Raw genomic sequence first — 18,111 nt, 5'->3', positions numbered from 1 at the left:
CGCCGGCGACCTGAGCAACGCCAACGAAAAAGCTCAGCTCATGAGAGCTTCACGAACCGCCGCCAATTGACGGCGAGAAACGGCCAGGCGTTCCTCGACCCCATCGAGCCGCACCATCCAGCCCTCGCCCTCGACCGGATCGTTGTGCTTCTCAACCGCGCGAACCGCGCGCCGCGACACCAGCGCATTGCGGTGCACCCGCACGAACAGGTGGGCATAGCGCTGTTCCAGATCGCTCAAAGCACCATCGAAAATGTGCTCCTTGTCCGCCGTGCGCACCGTGATGTACTTCAGTTCGGCCTTGAGGTAGATCACATCGGCCAGCGCCACGCGCTCGCTGCGACCCCGCTCCTGGATGATCAGGCTCTCGGGCAAACCACCGTCCTGAACACCCTCGCCCGCACTGCGCTGCTTCATCACCTTCTGCAACGCCTGCTGCAGGCGCTCGCGCCGCACCGGCTTGGTCAGGTAATCCACCGCCTCCAGCTCGAACGCATGCACCGCATGCTCGGCATACGCCGTCACGAACACGATCGCCGGCGGCGCCGCCATCTGGCGCAGCGTGCTCGCCAGCGCCATGCCGTCCACGCCCGGCATGTGGATGTCCAGCATCACCAGGTCACAACCCGTGCGCTGGATCTGCTCCATCGCCTGCACCGCGTTCGACGCCTCACCCACCACATCGGCCCGTGGCTCGGTGCATTCGCCCAACAGCGTGCGCAGCCGGGATCGCGCCAGCGCTTCATCGTCAACGATCAGTACCTTCAGTGCCATGTCACGCTCCGTTGCCAGATCCGGTTCGGGGGTTCATTCAAACCCCGCTTATACCGGTATTTCAAGTCTCACCTGAAACACGCCATTCACCAAGGCGCTCTGAAAGCGCCCTTGTACATCATGCAGCAGCGTCAGGCGCTGGCGCACATTGTCCAATGCCAGGCCATTGCCACGCCGTCCACTGCCCGCCGGCACGGTGTTGGTGACCTTGATCACCACCACACTGCCCCGGCGCTGGGTGCTGATGCGCACCACCGCCCCGCTGGCACTGGGCTCCACCCCGTGCTTCACCGCATTCTCCACCAGCGGCTGCAGGATCAGGGGAGGCAATTTGGCCTTGGACGCCGTGTCGTCCACGCTCCACTCCACCTTCAGCCGCTCGCCGAAGCGCACCTGCTCGATCGCCAGGTAGTGCTCGGCCAGCTCCAGCTCCTGCCACAGCGGCACAGCCTCCTTGGCGTCGGCCAGCGCGTGGCGGAACAGCTCGCTCAGGTCCTCGAGCAGGTTTTCGGCCTTGGCCGGCTCCTCGCGCACCAGCGCGATCGCGCTGTTGAGTGTGTTGAACAGGAAATGCGGCCGGATGCGCGCCTGCAGTTCGGCCAGACGGGCCGTGGCGCCGGCCGGTCCGCGCGCCTTGGAACGCCACATCAGCGCGGCCACCAGCACCGCCGACACCAGCGCGCCCGAAGCCGCGCTGGCCAGCCAGGGCGAGGGCTCCACCAGACCCATCCAGACCAACAGGCCGCAACCGTAGAGCCCCGAGAGCGCACCAAACCCGACCGCCGCCGCCCATTGGCCCGGCATCGGCAGCAGGCCCAGCTGGCGTTTGAGGCCGCACACCGTCAGCAGCCAGGCCAGCACGGCCGGCTGGGCGGCCCCGGTGTAGATGGCCAGCTGCGTGACCCAGGCAATGAAGGTCTGGGCGCCGAACAGGGCCGCCACCGCCACGATGGCCTGCACGAACAGCACCGCGCGCAGCACCGTGCCGACCTGGCAGGTGTCGAACACCTGCACCCGCACGCGCAGGTCCTCGGGCATGTCCGCGATCGGGCGCGCACCCGCGGCATGCGCCAGTTCCTGGAAGCTCGATAAAATTCTGGAATCTTTCATGGGAAGCACATCCGTCTTCGGGTCGGCCCCGTGAGGGCCTCTACAGGGGTCTGCCGCGCCTTCAACCGGCCCGGGCCCAACGCCCCAAGCCCCATCCCTGGCGCACTTCCGCTCCTTTCTGTCTTTTTCATCCAGCCGCTGGCAACACCATGTCCACCAACCAACTCGACAAAAAATCCGAAGCCTGGTCCGCCCTATTCTCGGAGCCCATGAGCGAGTTGGTCAAGCGCTATACCGCCAGCGTCTTCTTTGACAAACGCCTGTGGCAAGCCGACATCACCGGCAGCCTCGCCCACGCCGAGATGCTGGCGCACCAGGCCATCATCGGCGCCGCCGACCTCGAGGCCATCCAGCGCGGCATGGCCCAGATCACGGCCGAGATCGAGTCCGGCGAGTTCGAGTGGAAGCTCGACCTGGAAGACGTGCACCTCAACATCGAGGCCCGCCTGACCCAGCTGGTGGGCGATGCCGGCAAACGCCTGCACACCGGCCGCAGCCGCAACGACCAGGTCGCCACCGACGTGCGCCTGTGGCTGCGCGGCGAGATCGACCTCATCGTCCCGCTGCTCAACGAGCTGCAGACCGCGCTGGTGGCGGTGGCGGAGAAGAACGTGGATGTGATCCTGCCCGGCTTCACCCACCTGCAGGTGGCGCAGCCGGTGAGCTTCGCGCACCACCTGCTGGCCTACGTGGAGATGTTCTCGCGCGACGCCGAGCGTTTCGCCGACGTGCGCCGCCGCACCAACCGCCTGCCGCTGGGCAGTGCCGCGCTGGCCGGCACCACCTACCCGCTGGACCGCGAGCGCGTGGCGCGCACCCTGGGCATGGTGGACGAGCGCGGCGAGCCGCAGGTGTGCCAGAACAGCCTGGACGGCGTGAGCGACCGCGACTTCGCGATCGAGTTCACCGCCGCAGCCAGCCTGTGCATGGTGCACATCAGCCGTTTCAGCGAGGAACTCATTCTCTGGATGAGCCAGAACTTCGGTTTCGTGAAGATCGCCGACCGCTTCACCACCGGCAGTTCCATCATGCCGCAGAAGAAGAACCCCGACGTGCCCGAACTCGCGCGCGGCAAGACCGGCCGCGTGGTCGGCCACCTCATGGGCCTGATCACGCTCATGAAGGGCCAGCCCCTGGCCTACAACAAGGACAACCAGGAAGACAAGGAGCCGCTGTTCGACACCGTGGACACGCTCAAGGACACGCTGCGCATCTTCGGCGAGATGGTGGGCGGCCAGCTGAACCCGGCCACCGGCACCAAGGAAGGCGGCATCACCGTCAACGCCGTGGCCATGGAAGAGGCCGCCAAGAAGGGCTACGCCACGGCGACCGACCTGGCCGACTACCTGGTGAAGAAGGGCCTGCCTTTCCGCGACGCACACGAGACCGTGGCGCACGCGGTCAAGGCCGCCGTCTCGCACAACTGCGACCTGTCCGAACTGCCGCTGACCGTGCTGCAAGGCTTCAACGCCTCGATCGAGAAAGACGTGTACGAGTGCCTGAGCCTGCGCGGCAGCCTGAACGCGCGCAACACTCTGGGCGGTACCGCGCCGGCCCAGGTGCAGGCCCAGATCGCGCGCCACCGCAAGCGCCTGGGCTGAAACCCCTCGGCCCGCCACGGCGGGCACACGGGCGGCGGCGGGCTTTCAGCTACCCTTGGCGTCTGCCATGGAGGAAGCCTTGAAGAACAACATCCCGCTCCGCCTTGCCACCGCCACGGCGTGGCTGGCCATCGCCCTGCCCGCGTCCGCGCTGCAGATCACCAGCGTCTCACCCCAGGGCGAAGTGGCCCGGGTGCGCCAGGTGGTCGTCAAGTTCAACGACAGCGCCGTCAACTTCGGCGACGCCAAAGCCCCCTCTCCCGTATCGCTCAGTTGCAGCGACGCCCAGGCCACCCGGGGCAACGGACGCTGGACCAGCGACCGCGAGTGGGCCTTCGAGTTCGAGAACGACCTGCCGCCCGGCGTGAACTGCACGGTGCAGGTGAAAAGCGGCTTCAAATCGCCCAAGGGCACGGAACTGCCCGTGACCCGCACCAGCTTCAACACCGGCGGCCCGTTCGTGCAGCAGGTGCGCCCGGGCCCCTCGTCGCGCATCGACGAAGAACAGTACTTCGTGCTGCGGCTCAACGGCGCGGCGACGGCGGCCAGCCTGCAGTCCCAGGTGTGGTGCTCGGTCGAGGGCCTGGGCGAGCGGGTGCCGATCCGGCTCATCGAAGGCAAGGACCGCAGCGAGCTGCTCAAAGCCAATGGTTGGGACAAGCTGGCGGACAAGGAGCCCCAGCGGTATGTGGCGCTCTCGTGCAACCGCCGCTTCACGCCGGACACCAAAGTGTCCCTCGTGTACGGCAAGGGCGTTGCCACACCCTCGGGCATTGCGAACACCGTGGAAAAGCGCTTCGACTTCCAGGTGCGCGAGGCCTTGACGGTCGGCTTCAGCTGCGAGCGCGAGAACGCCCAGGCCGCCTGCCTGCCGATCCGGCCGATGACGCTCAACTTCAGCGCGCCGGTGCCGCGCAAGCAGGCCGAGGGCATCCGCCTGAAGTCGGCCCAGCAGACACACAAGCCGGTGTTCGAAGAAGAGAACGCCGACGGCGACAGCGTGGTCACCGAGCTGGCGTTCAAGCCGCCCTTCGCCGAGCAGGCCGCGTTCACCATCGAACTGCCCAAGAACTTCAAGGACGACGCGGGCCGCACGCCGGCCAACGCCGACAGTTTTCCGCTGCCGGTGGCCACGGGCGCCATGCCTCCGCTGGCCAAGTTCGCTGCCTCGCCCTTCGGCATCGTCGAACGTTTCGCCGAACCTGGCGGCATCCCGCTGCTGCCTGTGACCTTGCGCAACGTCGAGGCCGCGCTGCAGGTGCAAGGCCTCAGCCCGGGCCAGGTGAACGACCTGCAGCCCAAAACCGACGCGGAGATCATTGCCTGGTTCCGCAAGCTGCAGCGCTACGACCAGTTCAATGTCTCGCGCAAGCTGGCGCAGGCCGACACCGTGGGCCCGCTGCCCAAGGTGCTGGAAGACCGGGACAAGCGCTGGGTCGAGTCGCGCGCCGTGTCGCTGCTCAAGGGCCAGGCCGGCGTGAAGGCGATGGAACTGCCCCGGCCCGCCACGGGCGATCCTCGCCCCTTCGAAGTGGTCGGCATTCCGCTCACGCCGGGCTTTCACGTCGTGGAGATCGCCTCGCCTGCCCTGGGTGGCGCGCTGCTGGACGCGCGCTATGGTGGCTCGCGCACGATGTACGTGCGCACCTCTGCGCTGGTGACCAACCTGGGCGTGCACTTCAAGCTGGGCCGAGAGAACGCCCTGGCGTGGGTGACCACGCTGGACAAGGGCAAGCCCGCCGCGGGCGCCCAGGTGCGGGTGTCCGACTGCGCCGGCAAGGAAGTGGCCACGGCCACCACCAACGCCCAGGGCGTGGCCGAGCTCAAGGGCGTGCCGCCGCAAGCCCCCCGCTGCGCCAGCGGGGACGGTGAAAGCACGCAGGCCTGGTTCGTCAGTGCGCGGCTCAAGGACGGCGCCACGGAAGACATGGCCTTCACCTGGAGCGACTGGTACCGGGGCATCGAGCCCTGGCGCTTCAACGTGCCGACCAGCCGCGACCCGCGCCCGGACGCGCGCGCCCACACGGTGTTCGACCGCACGCTGCTGCGCGCGGGCGAGACGGTGTCGATGAAGCACCTGATCCGCACCGAGACCAGCAAAGGTTTTGGCCTGCCAGAGACATTGCCCGACACCCTGGTGATCACGCACACCGGCAGCGGCCAGCAGTTCACGCAGCCCGTGGCCTGGCGCAAGACGGCCACGGGCGGCCAGAGCGCGGAGAACTCCTTCGCTGTGCCGGCCAGCGCCAAGCTGGGCAACTATGAGGTCACGCTCAAAAGCGCCGACGAGCGCCAGCGCCAGTTCAGCAGCGGCGAGTTCCGCGTGGAGGAGTTCCGGCTGCCGGTGCTCGAAGGCCGCATCGCGCCACAGGCGAGCCAGGCGCTGGTCAACGTGAAGACCGTGCCCACCCAGCTGCAGGTCAGCTATGTGTCGGGTGGCGGCGCGGCCAACCTGCCGGTACGCGTGTCGGCCCTGGTGCGCGACAAGGCCCTGAGCTTCCGCGACTTCGACGGCTTCAGCTTCCAGCCGCCCCGCGCGGACGGCGCGCCGGGCAACGAAGACGGCGAGGAAGAAGCCGCTGCCTCGCAGGACCAGCGCGTCATCGCCGACAAACTGCCCGTCACGCTGGACCGCAACGGCACGGGCGCGCTCACCATCGAGCAGGTGCCCACCGCCCCTCAGCCGCAGGAACTGCTGCTGGAGGCCACCTACGCCGACCCGAACGGCGAGGTGCAGACGCTGCGCAGCGTCTCCACCGTGTGGCCGGCGAGCGTGGTGGCGGGCATCAAGACCGAAGGCTGGGTGTCGGCCAGCCAGAAGATCAAGTTCCAGGCGCTGGCGCTGGACCTGGCGGGCAAGCCCGCGGCCAAGGTCGCGCTGAGCGTGAAGGCCGTGGCCCACATCACCACCACCAGCCGCAAGCGCATGGTGGGCGGCTTCTACACCTACGACAACCAGACGCAGACCAAGGACCTGGGCACGGTCTGCAGCGGCCAGAGCGACGCGCGCGGCCTGCTGCTGTGCGAGACCAAGCTCGGCGAACCGGGCGAGGTGGAGCTGATCGTGACCGCGCAGGACGCGGCGGGCCTGAGCATCCAGGCCGCCAGCTCGGTGTGGGTCACGCGCCAGGGCGAGCTCTGGTTCGGCGGCGAGAACCACGACCGCATCGACCTGCTGCCCGAGAAGAAGAGCTACCAGCCCGGCGAAACTGCGAAATTCCAGGTGCGCATGCCGTTCCGCTTCGCCACCGCGCTGCTGACGGTGGAGCGCGAAGGCATTCTCGAATCGCAGGTGGTGCAGCTCAACGGGCAGGACCCGACGGTGCAGCTGAAGATCCAGGAAGGCTGGGGACCCAATGTGTACGTGAGCGTGCTGGCCCTGCGCGGCCGGCTGCGCGAAGTGCCCTGGTACTCGTTCTTCACCTGGGGCTACAAGGCACCGCGCGAGTGGTGGACCTCGTTCTGGTACGAGGGCCGCGAGTACATGGCGCCCACGGCGCTGGTGGACCTGAGCAAACCGGCGTTCCGCCTCGGCCTGGCCGAGATCCGCGTCGGCACGCGGGCGCACCAGCTCGATGTGAGCGTCAAGGCCGACCAGGAGACCTATCCGGTGCGCGGGCAGGCGAAGGTGACCATCACCGCGAAACTGCCCAACGGCCAGCCGGCGGCGAACGCGGAAGTGGCGCTCGCGGCGGTGGACCAGGCCCTGCTGGAACTCATGCCCAACCGCAGCTGGAACCTGCTCGACGCCATGCTGCAGCAGCGCGCCTGGGGCGTGGAGACGTCCACCGCGCAGATGGAGATCATCGGTCGGCGGCACTACGGCCGCAAGGCGGTGCCGGCCGGTGGTGGCGGCGGCAAGAGCGGCGCGCGCGAACTGCTCGACACCCTGCTGCTCTGGAACCCGAAGGTGACGCTGGACGCCAAGGGCCAGGCCGTGGTGACGGTGCCGCTCAACGACGCGCTCACCACCTTCCAGATCGTCGCCGTGGCCGACCTGGGCACCGGCCTTTTCGGCACCGGGCAGACCAGCGTGCGCGCCACGCAGGACCTGCAGATCATCAGCGGCCTGCCGCCGCTGGTGCGCGAGGACGACCAGTTCCGCGCCCAGCTCACGCTGCGCAACACCACGCAGAAGGCGATGAAGGTGGCCGTGTCGCCGCGCGCCACGCTGCTCGAACTCGCGCCGCAGACGGTGGACATCCCGGCCGGCGAGGCGCGCGAGGTCGCCTGGACGGTGACCGCGCCCGCGCAGCTTGCGCAGACCCGCGCCGAGGCCATCCTGTGGGAGATCGAGGCGAAGGACACGCTGGGTGGCGCGAAGGACGCGCTCAAGGCGCGGCAACGCATCGTGCCCGCCGTGCCGCTGACGGTGCAGCAGGCCACGCTGGTGCAGGTCGATGGGGCGTTCCACCTCGACGTGGCGCCACCGGCCGGTGCACTGCCGGGCCGGGGCGGCCTGAAGCTCGCGCTGCAGCCCAAGCTGGCCGAGGGCCTGCCCGGCGTGCGCGACTGGTTCGCCAACTACCCTTTCGTCTGCCTGGAGCAGAAGACCAGCAAGGCCGTGGGCCTGCGCGACGCGAAACTGTGGCAAGGCGTGGTGGCGCAGCTGCCCACCTACCTCGACGCCGACGGCCTGGCCAGCTACTTCCCGCCGCGCGAAGGCGACGCCAACCGCGGCAGCGACACGCTCACCGCCTACCTGCTGGCGGCCACGCACGAAGCCTCCACGCTGGACCCGGCCTTCGGCCTGCCCGACGAGGTGCGCGCGCCGATGGAGCGCGGCCTGATCGCCTTTGTCGAAGGCCGCATCTCGCGCGAGTTCTGGAGCCCGCGCAAGGACCTGGACGTGCGCAAGCTCGCCGCCATCGAGGCCCTGTCGCGCTACGGCAAGGCGCGCGGCCGCATGCTGGGCAGCGTCACCCTCGCGCCCAACCAGTGGCCTACCAGCGCGGTGATCGACTGGGTCAACATCCTCCAGCGCGTGAGCGATGTGCCGCAGCGCGAGCTGCGGCTGGCCGAGGCCATGCAGGTGCTGCGCGCGCGCCTGAGCTTCCAGGGCACCAAGCTGGTGTTCAGCACCGAGCAGGACGACCACTGGTGGTGGCTCATGGCCAACGGCGACGTGAACACCGCGCGCCTGATGCTCACCGTCATGAACGACCCGGCCTGGCAGGACGACATGGGCCGCCTGGCCAGCGGCTTCATCGGCCGCCAGCAGGGCGGTGCCTGGCACACGACGACGGCCAACCTCTGGGGCGGCCTGGCGCTGGAGAAGTTCTCGGCCAAATTCGAGGCCACCCCCGTCGCGGGGACGACGCGCGCCACGCTGGGCACGGGCAGCGCCGCGATCGACTGGGCCAAGGTCGATCGGGTGAAGACCAGCGATGCGCTGGGTGCACCGAACCAGACGACCGCATTCGGCGCCCCCGCCAGCCGCGGCAACCTGAAGAACAACACCGGTTTCCTGCCCTGGTTGGCCGACGGTGGCAAGGGCACCCTGAGCGTGGCCCACCAGGGCAGCGGCAAGCCCTGGCTCACGCTGCAGTCCCTCGCCGCCGTCCCGCTCAAGGCGCCGTTCAGCGCGGGCTACACGATCAAGAAGAGCATCACGCCGGTGGAGCAGGCCGTGAGCGGCACGCACACGCGCGGCGACGTGTGGCGCGTGTCGCTGGAGGTCAACGCCGCCACCGACATGGCCTGGGTGGTGGTCACCGACCCGATCCCGGGCGGTGCGACCATCCTCGGCGGCGGGCTGGGCCGCGATTCGCAGATCGCGACCTCGGGCCAGAAGAGCCCGACCGGCAACGCCTGGCCGGCCTTCGAGGAGCGCAGCTTCGAGGCCTACCGCAGCTATTACGAATACGTGCCCAAGGGCGTGTTCAAGATGGAATACACCGTGCGCCTGAACAACGTCGGCGAGTTCTCGCTGCCGCCCAGCCGCGTGGAGGCGATGTACGCGCCCGAGATGTTCGGCGAGACACCGAACGCCCGCGTGAAGGTGGAGGCCGTGCGGTGAACCTGCGCCACGCGCTCGCGGCGGCCGCGCTCGGCCTGGGCCTGGCATTGCCGGCACAGGCCTTGCCGAGCTTCGCCGAGGTGCACGACGGCTGGCGCTCGTCCGAGGCGCGGGTGCTCGACCGCGACGGCGAGCTGCTGCAGCGCGTGCGCATCGACCACCAGGTGCGCCGGGGCGAGTGGATCGCGCTGGCCGACGTCTCACCCTCGCTGCGCACGGCCCTGGTGCTGAGCGAGGACAGGCGCTTCCACGAGCACAGCGGCGTGGACTGGCGCGCCGTCTCGGCCGCGGCCTGGGGCAACCTGTGGAACAGCCGCACGCGCGGCGCCTCCACCATCACCATGCAACTGGCGGCCCTGCTCGACGGGCCCGAGGGCGACTTGCAACGCGGCGCGGGCGGGCGCCGGCTGACGCAGAAACTCGGTCAGGCGGTGGCCGCCCAGCAACTGGAGCGGCGCTGGCGCAAGGACCAGATCCTGGAGGCCTACCTCAACCTCGTGCCGTTCCGGGGCGAACTGGTCGGCATCGATGCGCTCTCGCGCACGCTGTTCGGCAAGGCCGCCCACGGCCTGGACGAGCGCGAAGCCGCCGTGGCCGCCGCCCTGGTGCGCGCACCCAACGCGAAACCGGCGCAGGTCGCGCAGCGCGCCTGCGGCGTGCTCCAGCTCATGCAGGCCGGCACGCCGGTGGATTGCGGCGAGCTGCGCATCCTCACCACCATCGCCCTGCCAGGCCGCGAATTCACCGCCAGCGAAGGCATTGCCCCCCACCACGCGCGGCACGTGCTCGCGGCCGGGCCGGCGCAGACGGTGCGCTCCACCGTGTCGGCCCCACTGCAGCGCTTTGCCGTACAGACGCTGCAGCGCCACCTGCGCGAGCTCAAGGGCCGCCACGTGCAGGACGGCGCGCTGGTCGTGCTCGACAACGCCAGCGGCGAGGTGCTGGCCTGGGTCGGCTCGTCGGGCGAGCTGAGCGCCGCGTCGGAGGTGGACGGCGTGACCGCGCTGCGCCAGCCCGGCTCTACGCTCAAGCCCTTCCTCTACGCCCAGGCCATCGCCGAGCGGCGCATGACGGCCGCCTCGCTGCTGGAGGACTCGCCCGCCGCCATCCCCACCACCAGTGGCCTCTACATTCCGCAGAACTACGACCGCCGCTTCAAGGGCTGGGTGTCCGCGCGCACCGCACTGGCGGCGTCGCTCAACGTGCCGGCGGTGCGCACGCTGGTCATGGTCTCGCCCGACGCCTTCCACCACCAGCTCGGCGCGCTCGGCCTGCCCCTGCGCGAACCCGCCGGCTACTACGGCTACAGCCTGGCCCTGGGCAGCGCCGAGGTGCCGCTGCTCTCGCTGACGAACGCCTTCCGCACGCTGGCCAACGGTGGGCGCTACGGCCCCGTGGGCTCGCCGCCGCAGGCCACCCCGGCGATCGACCCGCGAGCGGCCTTCATCGTCGGCGACATCCTGAGCGACAGCAACGCGCGGGCCCGCACCTTCGGCACCGACAGCGTCCTGGCCACGCGCTTCTGGTCCGCCGTGAAGACCGGCACCAGCAAGGACATGCGCGACAACTGGGCGGTGGGCTGGTCCGAGCGTTTCACCGTCGGCGTGTGGGTGGGCAATGCCAGCGGCGCGCCGATGTGGGACGTGAGCGGCACCAGCGGCGCGGCGCCCGTGTGGGCCACCGTCATGCAGCACCTGCACGCCCGCACGCCCAGCCGCGCGCCGCCGCCGCCCGCCGGCCTGGTGCAGGCCCGCGCCGTGTTCGAGGGCACCGATGGTGCTCGGCCGCTGGAAGCGGCGCGCAGCGAGTGGTTCCTCGCCGGCACCGAGCAGGCCCGCTTCGCGATGGACACGCCGGCCCCGGCGAGGGCGCCAGGCAGCGCGCTGCGCATCCGCAGCCCGGCCCCCGGCACCATCGTCGCGCTGGACCCGGACATTCCCCCCAACCGCCAGCGCCTGAGCTTCGTGGCCAGCGGCGCGGGCGGCCGCTGGCGCCTGGATGGCAAGCCCGTGGGCCAGGGCACCCAGCTGCAGTGGCTGCCCTGGCCGGGCCGCCACGTGATGCAACTCACCGATGCGCGCGGCACCGTGCTGGACGAGGTGCGCTTCGAGGTGCGCGGCGCCGGCGTGAGAGAAAACCATGCAAGAAACCATTGACCTGAGCACCCTGCGCGTCGTGGTGGCCGCGGCCGACCTCGGTTCCATCAGCGCCGCCAGCGAACGCCTGCAGCTGGCCGTGGCCGCGGCCAGCTCGCGCATCACGGCGCTCGAAGAATCGCTCGGCTTCCGGGTGTTCGAGCGCTCGTCGCGCGGCGTGCAGCTCACCCCGGCCGGGCAGATGCTGGTGCAGCGCAGCCGCGCGCTGCTGACCGATGCCGACCGGCTGGCGCTGCACCTGCGCGGCTACAGCGAGGGCCTGCAAGGCCATGTGCGCGTGCTGGCCAACACCTCGGCCCTGCTGGAGGTGCTGCCGCAGCGCCTGGAACAGTTCATGAAAGCGCACCCGCTGATCCGCATCGACCTGGAGGAGCGCGGCAGCCCCGAGATTCCGCTCGCGCTGATCGAAGGGCGGGCGGACTTCGGTGTGGTGGACCTGCCGGTGCCGCCCGCCGGCCTGGCCTTCACCCCCTTCTTCAGCGACACCCTGGTGCTGCTCACGCCGCGCTCGCACCGGCTGGCGACCCGCCGTCGGCTGCGGCTGGCCGACGCACTGGACGAGCCCTTCGTCACGCTCACCGACGGCACGGCGCTGTCCAACCGCCTGCTCGCCTCCGCCGCCGACGCAGGCAAGCCGCTGCACGTGCGCATGCGCATGCGCGGCTTCGACGCCGTGTGCCGCATGGTGGCCGCCGGCCTGGGCGTGGGCGTGCTGCCGCTGGAGGCGATCGCGCCGCAGCTGGCGCACCTGCCACTCACGGCGGTGCCGCTGTCCGACCCCTGGGCGCGGCGCACGCACCACATCGCCACCCGCACCGACGCGCCGCCGGCGCCGGCCGCGCTCACGCTGATCAAGGCATTGACGGCTTGACCGGGCTTTCGCGAAACGCGAAAGCCGCCTTTGCCGCACGCCATTGCGGCCCACACGGGGCCGTTCCTACACTGGCCACAGACCCCACAACACAAGCGCCGCCACCCTGGCCGCGCCGGAGACTTCATGAAAATCGCCCGCGTCAGCGCCACGCCGCTGAACCTGCCCGTCACCGTGCAATCCCCCAGCCGCAGCCAGACCACCAGCCTCTCGGTCTGCCTGGTCACCATCGAAACCGACACCGGCCTCATCGGCACCGGCATGACCGCCATCACCGAGGAAGAGGTGATCGGCAGCATCGTCAACGACATCGCCGCGCACCACCTGGTGGGCATGGACCCGATGCGCCACGAGCAGGTCTGGGAACGCCTCTACTGGCTGCTGACGCCGCGCGGCCAGTCGGGCTACGCCAGCCACGCCATCGCCGCCATCGACCTCGCGCTGTGGGACATCAAGGGCCAGGCGCTGGGCGAACCCTGCTGGCGCCTGCTGGGCGGCGCGCGCGCCGAGGTGCCGGTATACGCCACCTTCGGCTTCAACTTCTTCGACCGCGACGAGCTCGCTGCCGCCGCGCGCGAGTGGGTGGGTCGCGGCTTCTCGCGCCTGAAGATGACAGTGGGCCACCACGCGCTGCAGCGGCGCGACGAGCCCCGACCGCTGGACCAGGTGATCGCGGAAGACGTGCAGCGCATCCGCGCGGTGCGCGAGGCCGTCGGGCCGGACGTGCAGATCTACATCGACGCCAACTGCAGCCTGGACTACTTCCACGCCCTGTCCCTCGCGCAGAAGATCGAACCCTACGGCATCAGCTTCTTCGAGGAGCCGGTGTCGCAGAACGACATTCCCAACCTGGCCAAGCTTCGCGCCAAGACCTCGATCCCGCTGGCCGCCGGGCAGAACGAAGGCCTGGCCTCGCGCTTCCGCGACATGCTGGTCGCACAGGCGGTGGACGTGGTGCAGCCCAATGCCTGCATCAGCGGCGGTTTCACGCAATGCAGCCGCATCGCGGGCATGGCCGCTGCTTTCAACACGCGCTTCGCCAACGGCGGCGCCTGGCCGCACCACAACATGCACCTGCACGCCGGCCTGGCCAACGGCTCGCTGGTGGAATACCACTCGGTGGCCGTGCAGTGCTGCGAGCTGGTCTTCGACGACCTGCCCAGACCCGAGCGCGGCGCGCTGCGCCTGCCCGAGACACCGGGCCTGGGCTTCAAGCCCAACCCCGAGCGGCTGGCGGAACTCGCCAAGCGCCCGGGCTCGCGCGGCGCCGGCAAGGCCTGAACAAGATTCCCCACGAAAAAAGAACGGAGACAAGACATGCAGAACCTCAACAACCGCTTCTCCATGGGCCGGCGCTCCGCGCTGGTCCTGGCCCTGGCCGCGACCCTCGGCACCGGCGCCTGGGCGCAGGCCTGGCCCAGCAAGCCGGTGCGCCTGCTGGTCGGCTACTCGGCGGGTGGCGGCGTCGATGCCATGGCCCGCCTGATCGCGCCGCGCCTGTCCACGCTGCTGGGCCAGCAGGTGGTGGTGGACAACCGCACCGGCGCGGCCGGGCTGATCGCGGGTGACACGGTGGCGCGCGCCGCACCCGATGGCTACACCCTGATGCTGGGCGACAGCTCGCTGCTGATCGCGCAGCACCTGCAGCCGCGCATGAGCTTCGACCCCATCAAGGCCTTCACCCCGGTGGCCGGCGTGTTCACCCTGCCGCTGGTGATCGTGGCCAACAACGAGGTGCCGGCGAAGACACCGGCCGAGTTCGTGAAGCTGCTCAAGGACCACCCCGGCCGCTACGCCTACGCCACCTCGGGCGTGGGCACGGTGCACCACCTGGGCTTCGAGATGCTCAAGGGCCAGGCGCGCACGTTCGTCGTGCACATCCCGTACCGGGGCGCGTCGCAGATCGTGCCCGACGTGATGAGCGGCCAGGTGCCCTTCGGCGTGGTGAGCGCGACCTCGGCCATCGCCCAGGCCAAGGCGGGCAAGCTGCGCGCCGTGGCGGTGATGAACCCGGTGAAGCTGGCCGGGGCCGAAGACATCGCGCCGCTCTCCGATGCCCTGCCCGGCTTCTCCGCCGTGCCGCGCCTGTATGTGCTCGCCCCGGCGGGCACGCCCGCGCCCATCGTGGAGCGGCTGAGCGATTCGCTGCGCACCGTGATGGAGGCCCCGGACATCGCCCAGATCGCCGCCCAGCAGGGCGCCGTGCCGGCCTACATGCCGGCCGGTCCGCTGGCCGCCGACATCGTGCGCGAGTCGGCCGAATGGGGCAAGGTCATCCGCGAGCAGAAGATCACCGCCCAATGAACCCGGTGTTCAGGTGCAGGGTTCCGGTTGCGGCACTTCGGTGCAGCGCCGGTAGGCCTCGGCCTTGAGGCCGCCGCCGACCACGCGGTACTGGTCGAAGCACGCGGCGCTGGCCATGTAGCGGTGCCAGCGCGCCTCGCAGGCGCTGGTGCCCGGCGGCAGCGGGGCATCGGCCGGCACGGCCCGGGCCCGGTGCTGCGGCGGCACCTGGGTGCCGTAGACCACCTGGCCGCGTTCATCGACCCAGCGGAACACATCGGCGGCCAGGGCCGCGCCGGGCAGCGCGAAGGCAAAGACGAGGGCCAGGGTGTTCAGCTTCATGGCCATGGGACTCCGGCGAGCCGCAGGCGGTTCCGCCGTCCGTCTCCCCGGCGCCGCTGCACCGCAGCAAAAATTTCAAAGGGGTCCGCCCCGCTTTCACAAGCCTTTTGCAAGGTGCGCGGCTAACATGCCACGACACCCAAAACACCGGAGACCTCTGAGATGACCGTGATCACCAACGTGGAAGACCTGCGCGTCCTGGCCCAGCGGCGCGTGCCCCGCATGTTCTACGACTACGCCGACAGCGGCTCGTGGACCGAAGGCACCTACCGCGCCAACAACGAGGATTTCCAGAAGATCAAGCTGCGCCAGCGCGTGGCGGTGAACATGGAGAACCGCAGCACGCGCAGCACCATGGTCGGCCAGGAAGTGGCCATGCCGGTGGCGATCGCGCCCACCGGCCTCACCGGCATGCAGCACGCCGACGGCGAGATCCTGGCCGCGCGCGCGGCGCGCAAGTTCGGCATCCCGTTCACGCTCTCCACCATGAGCATCTGCTCGATCGAGGACGTGGCGCAGCACGCGGGCGAGGGCTTCTGGTTCCAGCTCTACGTGATGCGCGACCGGGGTTTCATCGAGCGCCTGATCGACCGCGCCAAGGCCGCGAAGTGCAGCGCGCTGGTGCTCACACTGGACCTGCAGATCATCGGCCAGCGCCACAAGGACCTGAAGAACGGCCTGACCGCGCCGCCCAAGATGACGCTCACCAATCTGGTCGACATCGCCACCAAGCCCCGCTGGGCGCTGGGCATGCTGGGCACCAAGCGCAAGCAGTTCGGCAACATCTTCGGGCACGTCAGCGGCATCGAGAACATGGGCAGCCTGAGCGAATGGACCGCCAAGCAGTTCGACCCCTCGCTCAACTGGGGCGACGTGGAATGGATCAAGAAGCGCTGGGGCGGCAAGCTGATCCTCAAGGGCATCCAGGACGTGGAGGACGCCAAGCTGTGCGTGGCCTCGGGCGCGGACGCGCTGATCGTGAGCAACCACGGCGGCCGCCAGCTCGACGGCGCGCAGAGCAGCATCGAGGCGCTGCCGGCGATCGTGGACGCGGTGGGCGGCCAGATCGAGGTGCACATGGACGGCGGCATCCGCAGCGGTCAGGACGTGCTCAAGGCGCGCGCGCTCGGCGCCCGGGGCGTCTACATCGGGCGGCCCATGCTGTACGGCCTGGGCGCGATGGGCGAGGCCGGCGTGAGCAAGTGCCTGGAGATCCTGCACAAGGAACTCGACCTGACCATGGCCTTCTGCGGCCACACCCAGATCGAGAACGTGGACAAGGGCATCCTGTTGCCCGGCAGCTACCCGACCTGAGCCCTGGCCCGGACCGGCATGGCCAGGACGTCGACGGCCCTTTCGCGGCTTCGGCCGATCACGGGCGCCGCACGATGCCCAGCTTCTGAAGCTTGTATTGAAGCGACGTGCGCTTCATGCCGAGCCTGGCCGCAGCGCCGGCCGGGCCGGCGATCACCCAATGGCACTCCTCGAGCACGTGCAGGATGTGCCGGCGCTGTGCACCCTCCAGGCTGTCGTCCACGGCCACCACCGCGCCGCGCGATTTCAGCGCACCGGCAGGCACGCGCAGCGTGGAGCCGTGCGTGAGGATCACGCAGCGCTCGATGATGTTCGACAGCTCGCGGACATTGCCGGGCCAGGCGTAACGGCACAAGGCCGCCATCCCGTCCGGCTCGATCGCCGTGATGGAGCGGCTGTTCGCGCGCGCGTGCAGTTGTATGAAGTGCCGCGCCAGCACCGGGATGTCCTCCTGTCGCTGTCGCAGTGGAGGCATCTCGATGGGGAAGACGTTCAGGCGGTAGTAGAGGTCCTCGCGGAAGAACCGGTCGTCCACCATCTGCGCCAGGTCACGATTGGATGCGGCGATCAGCCGCACATCGATGCGCCGGGTGTGGGTGCTGCCGAGCCGCTCGAACTCGCGTTCCTGCAGCACGCGCAGGAGCTTGGCTTGCAGGTCGAGCGGAATCTCGCCGACTTCGTCCAGAAAGATCGTGCCCCGGTCGGCCAGCTCGAAACGGCCGATCCGCCTGGCGATGGCGCCGGTGAAGGCGCCCTTTTCGTGGCCGAACAGCTCGGCTTCCAGCAGTCCGGTCGGAATGGCGGCACAGTTCAACCGGACGAAGGGATGCTGCTGTCGCTGACTCAGGCGGTGGATCGCGCGTGCGATCAGTTCCTTGCCGGTGCCGGTTTCGCCCTGGATGAGAACACACGCGTTGGTGGGCGCGACTTCCTCGACGAGCTTCAGGGCCTGGGCGAGCGACGCGCTGCTGCCGACGAAATCGCCCCAATGCTGTTCGCTCTCCTCGCGCAGACAGGTGTTGGGCGCCTCTGCGGACGCTGCGCGCCGGTTCGCCATCGCCACCTGCGCCCGTTGCAGCTCAACCAAGACCTGGTTGACGGCGACCTGCAGCAGCAGCAGATCGGTATCGGCAGGAAATCCGGGGCGGCTGGAGCCGGCGAGCACGAACCCGCCGCCCCGCCTCAAGCCCAGCCGGAGGCAGGTGACCTTGAGTTCCCCAGCCTCGAAGGGATTCGGCACGGCATGGCTCTCGCCGGCCTGCAGCATGCGAAGACAAGGTTCGATGGCGACGCCGACCTCGTGGGCGCGGCGGTCTGCGTCCGGGTAACGTTCGCTGCGCGCCAGCTCCCGGATCGCGCTGCCCGATCCATCGTCCAGGCGCGCGTAGGCCAGGTCCAGGTTCAGCATGCGGGCGAGCATTTCCAGCACCGTGCTCATCACCCCATCCGGTCCTTGGCCGGACCACAGGGCAGGCGCAGCGATGAGGCTGAGCAACCCGTCAAGGCAGTCCTGAAGACGGCGGGTTTCGAGGGCAGACGCGGACATGGTGCAGCCAGGTGGGCACCCGTGGAACGCGCGGGAACGTAGCCGAGCCAGAAAGGACCTTGGACGCGAGAATCTGCTGGCCTCTCTTCGAGCGT

At 69.6% G+C, this 18,111-nt stretch carries 11 protein-coding genes; 7 read left to right on the top strand and 4 right to left on the bottom strand.

Going from position 1 to position 18,111, the window contains the following annotated elements:
* Positions 1 to 33 precede the first annotated feature (33 nt).
* Positions 34 to 774 (bottom strand): LytR/AlgR family response regulator transcription factor, encoded by a 741-nt coding sequence (locus ACODTB_RS04835; protein WP_291121688.1) that lies wholly within the window; start codon positions 772 to 774, stop codon positions 34 to 36.
* Positions 775 to 822: 48 nt separating this feature from the next.
* Positions 823 to 1,884, bottom strand: a complete 1,062-nt coding sequence (locus ACODTB_RS04830) for a sensor histidine kinase (RefSeq protein WP_291121687.1) — start codon at positions 1,882 to 1,884, stop codon at positions 823 to 825.
* Between the two features lie 149 nt (positions 1,885 to 2,033).
* Here ACODTB_RS04830 and argH point away from each other — a divergent pair, with 149 nt between their 5' ends.
* The 6 genes from argH (at position 2,034) to ACODTB_RS04800 (ending at position 14,835) form a co-directional block, all read left to right on the top strand.
* Positions 2,034 to 3,485, top strand: coding sequence for an argininosuccinate lyase (gene argH / locus ACODTB_RS04825; protein WP_291121686.1), 1,452 nt, complete (start codon positions 2,034 to 2,036; stop codon positions 3,483 to 3,485).
* A gap of 79 nt (positions 3,486 to 3,564) precedes the next feature.
* A complete protein-coding gene (locus ACODTB_RS04820) occupies positions 3,565 to 9,504 on the top strand; it encodes an alpha-2-macroglobulin family protein (RefSeq protein WP_291121685.1) in 5,940 nt (1,979 codons plus the stop codon).
* The gene (gene pbpC / locus ACODTB_RS04815) at positions 9,501 to 11,660 is read left to right on the top strand and encodes a penicillin-binding protein 1C (RefSeq protein ID WP_291121684.1); all 2,160 of its coding nucleotides are present in this window, start codon (positions 9,501 to 9,503) and stop codon (positions 11,658 to 11,660) included. The genes ACODTB_RS04820 and pbpC overlap by 4 nt, the downstream gene beginning before the upstream one ends.
* Complete coding sequence (locus ACODTB_RS04810) at positions 11,644 to 12,531, top strand: LysR family transcriptional regulator (protein WP_291121683.1); 888 nt, start codon at positions 11,644 to 11,646, stop codon at positions 12,529 to 12,531. The genes pbpC and ACODTB_RS04810 overlap by 17 nt, the downstream gene beginning before the upstream one ends.
* Positions 12,532 to 12,657: 126 nt before the next feature.
* Positions 12,658 to 13,812, top strand: coding sequence for a mandelate racemase/muconate lactonizing enzyme family protein (locus ACODTB_RS04805; protein ID WP_488929128.1), 1,155 nt, complete (start codon positions 12,658 to 12,660; stop codon positions 13,810 to 13,812).
* Positions 13,813 to 13,848: 36 nt separating this feature from the next.
* Positions 13,849 to 14,835, top strand: coding sequence for a Bug family tripartite tricarboxylate transporter substrate binding protein (locus ACODTB_RS04800; protein ID WP_291121681.1), 987 nt, complete (start codon positions 13,849 to 13,851; stop codon positions 14,833 to 14,835).
* A gap of 9 nt (positions 14,836 to 14,844) precedes the next feature.
* Here ACODTB_RS04800 and ACODTB_RS04795 read toward each other — a convergent pair whose 3' ends face one another.
* The gene (locus tag ACODTB_RS04795) at positions 14,845 to 15,156 is read right to left on the bottom strand and encodes a DUF4124 domain-containing protein (protein ID WP_291121680.1); all 312 of its coding nucleotides are present in this window, start codon (positions 15,154 to 15,156) and stop codon (positions 14,845 to 14,847) included.
* A 162-nt stretch (positions 15,157 to 15,318) separates the two neighbouring features.
* Here ACODTB_RS04795 and ACODTB_RS04790 point away from each other — a divergent pair, with 162 nt between their 5' ends.
* The gene (locus tag ACODTB_RS04790) at positions 15,319 to 16,470 is read left to right on the top strand and encodes an alpha-hydroxy acid oxidase (protein WP_291121679.1); all 1,152 of its coding nucleotides are present in this window, start codon (positions 15,319 to 15,321) and stop codon (positions 16,468 to 16,470) included.
* A 58-nt stretch (positions 16,471 to 16,528) separates the two neighbouring features.
* Here ACODTB_RS04790 and ACODTB_RS04785 read toward each other — a convergent pair whose 3' ends face one another.
* Entirely contained in the window at positions 16,529 to 18,016 is a 1,488-nt protein-coding gene (locus ACODTB_RS04785; RefSeq protein WP_488929127.1) for a sigma-54 interaction domain-containing protein, read from the bottom strand.
* Positions 18,017 to 18,111: the final 95 nt, after the last annotated feature.

It is taken from the genome of Hydrogenophaga sp. FG152, from assembly GCF_057809615.1.
This window is presented reverse-complemented; position numbering and strand designations above follow the sequence as displayed.

What these genes read in the sequence shown, in the direction of transcription:
- ACODTB_RS04835 (WP_291121688.1), bottom strand. Translation starts at nt 774, where the DNA reads ATGGCACTGAAGGTACTGATCGTTGACGATGAAGCGCTGGCGCGATCC.
- ACODTB_RS04830 (WP_291121687.1), bottom strand. Translation starts at nt 1,884, where the DNA reads ATGAAAGATTCCAGAATTTTATCGAGCTTCCAGGAACTGGCGCATGCC.
- argH (WP_291121686.1), top strand. Translation starts at nt 2,034, where the DNA reads ATGTCCACCAACCAACTCGACAAAAAATCCGAAGCCTGGTCCGCCCTA.
- ACODTB_RS04810 (WP_291121683.1), top strand. Translation starts at nt 11,644, where the DNA reads ATGCAAGAAACCATTGACCTGAGCACCCTGCGCGTCGTGGTGGCCGCG.
- ACODTB_RS04805 (WP_488929128.1), top strand. Translation starts at nt 12,658, where the DNA reads ATGAAAATCGCCCGCGTCAGCGCCACGCCGCTGAACCTGCCCGTCACC.
- ACODTB_RS04800 (WP_291121681.1), top strand. Translation starts at nt 13,849, where the DNA reads ATGCAGAACCTCAACAACCGCTTCTCCATGGGCCGGCGCTCCGCGCTG.
- ACODTB_RS04795 (WP_291121680.1), bottom strand. Translation starts at nt 15,156, where the DNA reads ATGAAGCTGAACACCCTGGCCCTCGTCTTTGCCTTCGCGCTGCCCGGC.
- ACODTB_RS04790 (WP_291121679.1), top strand. Translation starts at nt 15,319, where the DNA reads ATGACCGTGATCACCAACGTGGAAGACCTGCGCGTCCTGGCCCAGCGG.
- ACODTB_RS04785 (WP_488929127.1), bottom strand. Translation starts at nt 18,016, where the DNA reads ATGTCCGCGTCTGCCCTCGAAACCCGCCGTCTTCAGGACTGCCTTGAC.